Annotated in this window: 8 protein-coding genes; all 8 read right to left on the bottom strand. The window is 41.7% G+C overall.

The window, feature by feature from the left end; translation table 11 throughout:
- Window positions 1-1,061: hypothetical protein (locus BKE30_RS15145; protein ID WP_143253808.1), on the bottom strand; the 1,061-nt coding region annotated here is incomplete at its 3' end.
- A gap of 115 nt (window positions 1,062-1,176) precedes the next feature.
- Complete coding sequence (gene tssG / locus BKE30_RS15140) at window positions 1,177-2,184, bottom strand: type VI secretion system baseplate subunit TssG (RefSeq protein WP_076879396.1); 1,008 nt, start codon at window positions 2,182-2,184, stop codon at window positions 1,177-1,179.
- The gene (gene tssF, locus BKE30_RS15135; RefSeq protein WP_083698624.1) at window positions 2,148-3,977 is read right to left on the bottom strand and encodes a type VI secretion system baseplate subunit TssF; all 1,830 of its coding nucleotides are present in this window, start codon (window positions 3,975-3,977) and stop codon (window positions 2,148-2,150) included. Before tssF ends, tssG begins: the two co-directional genes overlap by 37 nt.
- Before the next feature lie 12 nt (window positions 3,978-3,989).
- The gene (gene tssE, locus BKE30_RS15130; RefSeq protein WP_076879394.1) at window positions 3,990-4,472 is read right to left on the bottom strand and encodes a type VI secretion system baseplate subunit TssE; all 483 of its coding nucleotides are present in this window, start codon (window positions 4,470-4,472) and stop codon (window positions 3,990-3,992) included.
- A 68-nt stretch (window positions 4,473-4,540) separates the two neighbouring features.
- Window positions 4,541-5,044 (bottom strand): Hcp family type VI secretion system effector, encoded by a 504-nt coding sequence (locus BKE30_RS15125; protein ID WP_076879393.1) that lies wholly within the window; start codon window positions 5,042-5,044, stop codon window positions 4,541-4,543.
- A 41-nt stretch (window positions 5,045-5,085) separates the two neighbouring features.
- Window positions 5,086-6,591 carry a type VI secretion system contractile sheath large subunit gene (gene tssC, locus BKE30_RS15120; protein WP_076879392.1) on the bottom strand — a complete coding sequence of 502 codons (1,506 nt, stop codon included), beginning with the start codon at window positions 6,589-6,591 and terminating at the stop codon, window positions 5,086-5,088.
- A 2-nt stretch (window positions 6,592-6,593) separates the two neighbouring features.
- Window positions 6,594-7,121, bottom strand: a complete 528-nt coding sequence (gene tssB / locus BKE30_RS15115; RefSeq protein WP_076879391.1) for a type VI secretion system contractile sheath small subunit — start codon at window positions 7,119-7,121, stop codon at window positions 6,594-6,596.
- Between the two features lie 31 nt (window positions 7,122-7,152).
- Window positions 7,153-7,815: a tetratricopeptide repeat protein gene (locus tag BKE30_RS15110; protein WP_076879390.1), complete on the bottom strand. Its 663-nt coding sequence runs from the start codon at window positions 7,813-7,815 to the stop codon at window positions 7,153-7,155.
- Window positions 7,816-7,913: the final 98 nt, after the last annotated feature.

Below are 7,913 nucleotides of genomic sequence, written 5' to 3'. Positions count from 1 at the left end.
GTATGAGTAAGTGGATTAATGGGCGAAATAAACTCTGTTTTATCTTCCTCTTTTAAATTTATTAAATTATTTTTATCAGGATTGATATGCAGATAGCTAATCTCTTCAAGTGTTGGAATAGCAATATTCTGATGCGATAATAATAGGCCATAACCTGCTTCTGCTGCAATATAGTTAGGTTGTCCCCAGATAATATCGTCAACTTCCTCCTGATCCAGGATGCTATCAGCACCTAAAACCAGATAAATATTGTGTTCATCCTGTTTAATTTTTTCAAATAACTGCTCAAGTAACTTCTGCTGGCTTAGCTCAGCATCTAAAATAGTCGGGTTAAAAGCATATTGATCCGAATTAAATTCAAGTTGCTGCATTACATGATTAACTATATGGGTTATCAACTGCTGGTCTTGCTCATCCCAGCTTTGCGGTAGAAAACAGCTAATCTGCAACTGCGCTGGCCATTGCTGCATCTGGTTAATCACCTGTTCAGTATGCTGCGTGATGTGTTGGTCACGCTGTCCATTCCAGGCCGGATGCAACACTGGCTGCTCAAAATCAGGTCGGGCGTGCCATTGTGAAGCTTGTGCCATCCCTTCAGATAAAAGACACAACTGCGGTTCCAGTGTTTGTAATAACCGCTGTACAATTAATCCAATCCGCTTGAAGCGTGGTGAGGCACTCTCGGCTAAATAAGCTGAATCATCCGTTTCAATCCAGTCCCTATACTTAAATTCATCTTCAGAAATATCAATTCTTCGACTCAGAATGTAAACACCGAGAGCATTCACCAGCTCTGGATCCAGTTGTGCTGCTTTATAATTTTTTAATGCGTTCAGAATATCGGCAGGATCATCTCCCTCACTGGTTTGCAAAGCAGTCGCATGTACTTTCAAGTAAACTGGTACTTGCGTAGAATGTTCGGACGAAAACTGGGCTGCTAAATCGCTACTCTGCTCTTCATGAGTGCTTTCAGTCTTGATTCTTCTTAATTGTCTATAGATTAGGCTAGCCGTATAACTTATTGTAAAAACCAGTAATGGCAAGCCCAGTAAATAAAACAAAATGCCATTTAAATCAATACTAGCCTGACTATCCTGCCAATAAGCAATGATAATCATATCAATGGTGACAAATAAGGCAAAAAGATACATTAACCAGCGCATTTATAATTCCATTTTATTTTAATATGAATCTGGTCTGGGACTGATGATTCTGTGGTTCTTTACTCAGTAAAAAAGCCCCCTGCCCAATACCTATATTATTGTTAAAAGCAAGGCATACAGGTTTTACTGCTTGCTTTTGAATAACCAGCTTAACCTCAACAATGAGTATTAAATTACATAGCCGGCTTAATATTTTTTTAAGTAACTGATATTTTTTTCCTGTTGGTAATAACTCAAGATAATCTGAATAGGACAAAGGGCCAATTTCAAGCTGAATTTTGGAATCAATTTGCTTGACTTTTTCACCACAAAAACTATTAATACCCAGCTGTACACTATTGTCAGACAAATAACTCCGATTACTAACTGGTATTTCAAACCACTCGGCAATAAACTGATGCACCTTAACTGGATGATTCAGTATAGCTGTTAATAACTGCTGGATAGTTTCAATATTTAGGGTTTGCCCTTGTAGCAAGCCCCCAAATTCAGCAAAAATATAATCTTCCTTTAGATTATCTGGGCTGTTTTCTGTTTGAGAATATCCGGTGAGTGCATGAATACAATTGAGATAACGCTTATCCTGATAAATTTCAGCCAGTAAAGGCAGATTATGCTTAACTGCCGCTTTATAAAATAAGTTGATCAGCCGATTGTTGAACAGGTTTAAAAAAGCCAGTGATCCATGCTTTCTGGCCCATAAACTACTCTTGAGTTTTTGGGTATAAACCAGTGGTAATGCACCGAGATTACCCGTTAAGCCCAGCATGGTGGGTATAATAATATAGCGTCCGGTTTGCTCTACGTGCTTCAGTGATTCAATCTCACTTTTTTGAAATGCCAAAGACAGGGTGGCATTAAATTCGATTGCCTCATCCAGTACCTGATCGGCCGATAGGTTCTTTTGCTGCTTCAGGTACAGCTGTAACAAGCGCACGGCCTGAAAAAACTCAAACCCTTCAGGCTGCTGGCAAAGGCCAGCAATTAAACTAACTGGCGAAAACCATTGAGCGGCTGACATTTAAGCAGTTCCTTACCTGTCGTATCATCCACAAGAATGACCTGAATAAAGCTATTAAGACTGACTTTTAACCCAAAAAAATGCGACAGCAGCTGACCAATCAGGTGTTTTCCTGTTCCAATAAAACTGCTTTCCTCAATACAGACCCTGACTTCCAGCCCACGGATAAACATGGGATAGGGTAATGCAGGCACCATGCTAGTGGCAGGTGCAAAACTAATTGCCTTAAAGCCTTCGATCTGTTTTAAGTTATAGGCACTGTGGGTTAGCTCATATAAGGTAAAAGCTTCCTTTAAAACCCGAATATCCTGCTGATGATTCAAGGCCTGGGTATTGAGGGATAAATGGGAAATAATACGCCAATTCCCTTCTTTCGCATGGTTAAAGCGGTACGTCGGTGTTGGCTTTTTTAAAAATCGTACCTGCCGAAATGGGCCAGTATCTTCCTGATTTAGGTCGCCCTGTGCCAGCCCAAAAGGAATTTGCTGGGGTAAATGCCGGTTGGTGCACCATAAGTCAAGACTAAGGTAATCCGCCTGAATGGCTGAAGGATCGAACTGATGATCAACCAGCGTAATCTGATAATCATAACCCAACTGGTTTGGCTGAACGTCTTGCTCACGTTCGATATGGTAATACAACGCATGTTGCTGTTCACGTGCATGGTTAAGAGAATAAAAGGGTAAAACCTCATGCACGGTTTGTTGTCGGTTGGCGGCCTCACGGATTAATGACAGCCTGTTAATGGCATAAATTTCATAAAATTGTGGATGGTGAATATCCCCTACTACATGGTATTTCACTTGCTTGTGATTAATTTTGATCGGTTCGGCAGGCTTTTTAAACAAATTAATTACAGGTGTACAAAATAGCCGGATATTTTTTGCACCAAGCTGGCTTAAGGCCTGGATGAACTTGCTATTATTACTATCCAGCCTGAATTTTAGCTCTACAAAAAAATCCTTAGTGGCAGGATTAAGTAATGGTTTTAAACCATCCAGCGCAAGGTCAATAAAATTAAATTTTTCAGGAAAAGCAAAGTACTCAGCAATAAGACGGTATGCATGATGTGCATGCTGATCCGCTGGCAGTAATGCATCTTCAGGGGCAAATCCCGCCAGTAAAAAAGGATTTTTAATGCTTCGTGCAGGTATAAAACTATTGCCTGCATAAACCTTTGTTGTCTGGTTTAGCATCAGATCACGCAATTGGGCCACGCCAAAAGGTGTCGTATCCAGATAAAGCCGTAATTGCTGGCTGGCCAGCTGTGTCACATCAAATCCAGACAATAGAATATTAAAATGCAGCTTTAAACTAGCATTACTGTACTGATAACTTTCTTCAACCGCATTGAGCTTAAACTCCAGCTTATCCAGTTCAAGCGGCAACAATGTGACTGGATAAGCTGTACTAAAGCGGCAACTCACGCCCTGATAAGGCTTGGTACTTAACAGCATTCCCTTTTTAGCCAGCACAGGTTCAGTTAACTGGTTTAGCTTGATGCCCTGCTCCAGCGCCACAATGGAACAGGAGGGAAACGGCTTGAGATAAGCTGGATATAACACCTCAAACAATGCTGAGGTAAAATTCTCATAGCCATCATCCAGTTTTTTATGAATACGCGCAGAAATTAATGAGAATGCCTGAATCAGTCGCTCAACATGCGGATCTTCAACCGATTCACCAGTCATCATTAAACGACTGGCTACTTTAGGATAAGCCTCGGCAAATGCTTTGGACTGTCGCATAAATAACGACAGTTCCTGTTCATAGTAGGGTAATAAATGATCCAAAATACTTACCTGTTATAAGCCAGCGGCTTTAATGGAATACTGCTGGGTTGCAGGATTGAGTACAGCATCAAAAACCACTGGTTCCTGTATAGGCCTAATATTTAGTACCCCTTTAATCGTCAGTAGCAGTGAGCCCACATGATCACTGTCAATATGCATAAAAACCTGAATATGGCTCAAGCGGGTTTCCTGATCTGCAATAGTGGCCTGAATCGCACGGCAAATCTGATCACGATGTAGTGGGTTGGCAGTGCTTAAACCCACAAAATCAAGAATGCCAAAATTTAAAATGGCTTTTTTTGCGTGCGGATAGTCAGCAATGGCTTCCAGATGAATACTTCGGGTATTTAATAATTCTTCAATATCCCGCGCGACTGAATCCTTAAGTTCCTGAATATTCCAGCGACAAGGATCGCGATTATCAGCATCATCTGCCAGTAACCGTTCAAATAAAGTAGGCTGAAAACCAAAGATTTTTTGTGAGTGAATATTCATTTTAAAATCATAAAAACCAGAGGCTGGAAAAGACTAGAGGCAGTGCCTCTAATCTTCAGTGGCTTACATCAAGCAGTGTAAGTCGCTGTATTATTGGACAATGACCATTTTTTGGTCACAGCACCTTTAGATGCGCCATCAATAGACTGCTGGGTGTAGGTCCACTCTACAGCTGCATATTTAAGGCCGAAGGCTTCAGTGGGTACACCTTCTGACATGACTTCGGGACGCACGTTAGAAATCAGTACATGCTTTAATTTAACCTGCAAATACTTAACGCGTTTGTCACCATTCGCACGGTAAAAGTCAATTTGCACTTCATCAAAAGTATAACCGGCTGAACAGGCTTCCCACAGTTTTGGACTGGTTGCATCCAGATCCTTAAAAAATACCATGTCATCATGTTCAGCACGTTCAGCAGTGTGGCCACCCACGCTACTGGCAGTTGCTGACTTGGGCTGACGAATCTGGTGGGCCCAGCTATTTACTTCCAGCCAGTCTTTATGTTCACTATCGCGAGACTCACCGTCTACTTTATACTTGCCTCTAAATTGGATATATATATCTTTCATTAGATATTACCTTTGTTATGTCAAATAAAATTAAAACGCAATTAACCGTTTGCAGCCTGAGGTAGCTCAGTGACAAGCCGTAGAGAAACCGAAAGCTCATCCAGTTGAAAATGTGGTCTTAAAAAAACCACGGACTTGTAGCACCCTGGGCGCCCAGGCTGTTCTACAACCTTTACCGATGCTTCACGCAGCGGATACTGCGCCTTGGCTTCATGTGAAGCGCCATCGTCTAGTAGTACGTATCGAGACAACCATTCGTTTAAAAATGCTTCTACATTCCCTGCTGAAGCAAAACTGCCTACCTTGTCGCGCATCATGGCCTTGAGGTAATGGGCAATCCGTGAAACCGCCATAATGTACTGAATCTGCGACGATAAAATTGAATTGGCATTGGCAGAATCGTTGTCATACTTCTTGGCTTTTTGGGTCGATTGTGCGCCAAAAAATGCAGCGTAATCAGTATTTTTACAGTGAACCATAGGAACAAATCCAAGGTCACTCAGCTCTTTTTCACGACGATCCGTAATAGAAATTTCAGTTGGGCATTTCAATGCCACTTCACCATCATCCGTCTTGAAAGTATGCACCGGTAAACCCTCCACCAGTCCACCACCTTCCACACCCCGAATTGCCGCACACCAGCCATATAAATCGAAGGCATTGGTTAAACGTGTGCCAAAGGCATATGCTGCATTTACCCATAAGTACTGGTCATGATTGGAACCACTTACGTCTTCAACAAAGTTAAAGCCTTCAACCGCAGTACCTTCCTTGGGATGATAAGGCAAACGCCCCAAAAACCTTGGCATGGTCAATGCAACATAACGGGCATCTTCACTATCACGGAAAGAACGCCACTTCACATATTCTGCGGTTTCAAAAATCTTGGCCACATCACGTGGACGGTCAATATCAGTAAAGGAATCCAGTCCCAGCATTTCCGGAGCTGCGGCTGAAATAAATGGCGTATGTGAGGCAGCCGCCACATGTGAAATCTGTTCCAGCAGATAAATATCCGAAGGTTGGCGATCAAACTCAAAGTCACCAATTATGGCGGCAAAAGGAGCGCCGCCAAATGTGCCGTATTCTTCTTCATAGATTTTTTTAAACAATGCGCTTTGATCAAAATCAATCGCACTTTGAAAATCCTTGATCAACTCCTTCTTATTGGTATTTAGCAGGCGAATCTTGATCATCGGGTTAGAGGGGGATTCCTGACAAAAATAGTAAAGGCCACGCCACACCGATTCAATTTTCTGAAATTCAGGATGATGCATTACGGCGCTAAGCTGTCTTGAAATCAGATGGTCAAGCTCTGCAATACGTTTGTCAATTGAGGCAGACAAGTTATCAGAAACCAGAATACTGCCCGACATTACCTCACGGGCCAGTTCGGCAATCAGGCCTTTTGCCCGTTGATGCTCACTGTCTGACCGGGCAATACGGCTTTGTGACACAATTTCATCCAGCAGGCTTGATGGATTGTCGATTACTTCAGAATCACTGGTTTGTAAATTGTTTACAGCTAAAGAAGCAGCGCCATTCATTATTATTCTCCATGCTGGCCAGTTTTGTGTTGACCAAATTCCTGTTGGCCCAGTTGTCGTACCTGCTCAGTATTTCGTAATACCTCATCCAGTAAATCTTCAAGTTTCTCACTGGTTGAAATTTTATTACGTAAATCCGTTAAGCGCGCGCGCGCCTCAACCAGTTGGCGTAAAGGATCAATCTTCTGAACCACAGCTTCTGGACTAAAGTCATCCATACTATTAAAAGTCAGGTCAACAGGCAGGCGTCCACCTTCATCAGTTAACTGGTTGTCCACGTTAAATGCAGTGCGTGGTGACATGGCAGACATCACCTCATCAATATTCTCAAGGTCAATATTGACAAATTTTTTATCCTTTAATTTTGCCTGTTCAACTTCGGAAGCACCTGCAAAATCACCCATTACCCCGACCACAAAGGGTAATTCCTTGGATTCCTTTCCATCACCAACTTCCACGTCATAGGTCAGATGAACCCGTGGTGGCCGGATTCGTTGCAGACGTTTTTGTACACTTTCGCGCTTTGCCATAATTTTGTTCCTCAACCGATTCTGTTAAATTTTAGTTAAATGATGAAAAAGGATTAGTCGGCTTACTGCTTTGGGGCTTAGGTGGTGGTTGGACTGTTTTTACTTTCGCAGTAGTTGTTTTTCTTGGTGCTGACTTTTTATAAGTGATTTTTTTGCTATAAGCTTTTTTACGGCTAACTTTCTTATTATCTTGCTGCTCAATTACTGCGTTTGAGCTAGCTTTAACCACCTCAAGCGGCTTTTCCCCGCGTGACTGATTAATTTGTGATGCAACCTTATTGGCTTCATTCCAGGTATCACCATACAAAAACTGCATAGAGCCTTTCATCTGTTCCAGACCACGACCCGTAATTTTAAGGCCGGAGCGCAAAATGATATCTTTTGCAGCTGCATTATCAGGCTGGAGCTTTAATACAGTATTGGCAGACTGGACAGCCTTATCATAGCTACCTAGCTCAAAAAATTGTTGAGCCAATTGTTGCCACAATTCGGCATTCTGCGGCTCCTTGCAAGCCTGAGCACTAATTTTTAAAATATTCGCATCTCTTTCACCAACACCCATGGGTACAATAGTCATGCATTGTGCATTTAAGGCTAAATTTTTATTTGCATTTTTCCCAAGAGTGCTACAAGCCGTCAAATTTACAACAATCGCAATCAAATAAATGTTTTTAAATGATTTTTTTAGAATCATGGTTACAGCCCAAGTGTTTGTATTATTCGCAAACGCATTCTAGAGATCAAAACTGGAATTTTCAAATTTTCGACTTTTGTATGTTTTATATCCTATTG

It is taken from the genome of Alkanindiges hydrocarboniclasticus, from assembly GCF_001982605.1.
Lineage (GTDB): Bacteria > Pseudomonadota > Gammaproteobacteria > Pseudomonadales > Moraxellaceae > Alkanindiges > Alkanindiges hydrocarboniclasticus.
This window is presented reverse-complemented; position numbering and strand designations above follow the sequence as displayed.

What these genes read in the sequence shown, in the direction of transcription:
- tssB (WP_076879391.1), bottom strand. Translation starts at nt 7,121, where the DNA reads ATGGCAAAGCGCGAAAGTGTACAAAAACGTCTGCAACGAATCCGGCCA.
- tssE (WP_076879394.1), bottom strand. Translation starts at nt 4,472, where the DNA reads ATGAATATTCACTCACAAAAAATCTTTGGTTTTCAGCCTACTTTATTT.
- tssC (WP_076879392.1), bottom strand. Translation starts at nt 6,591, where the DNA reads ATGAATGGCGCTGCTTCTTTAGCTGTAAACAATTTACAAACCAGTGAT.
- BKE30_RS15125 (WP_076879393.1), bottom strand. Translation starts at nt 5,044, where the DNA reads ATGAAAGATATATATATCCAATTTAGAGGCAAGTATAAAGTAGACGGT.
- BKE30_RS15110 (WP_076879390.1), bottom strand. Translation starts at nt 7,815, where the DNA reads ATGATTCTAAAAAAATCATTTAAAAACATTTATTTGATTGCGATTGTT.
- tssG (WP_076879396.1), bottom strand. Translation starts at nt 2,184, where the DNA reads ATGTCAGCCGCTCAATGGTTTTCGCCAGTTAGTTTAATTGCTGGCCTT.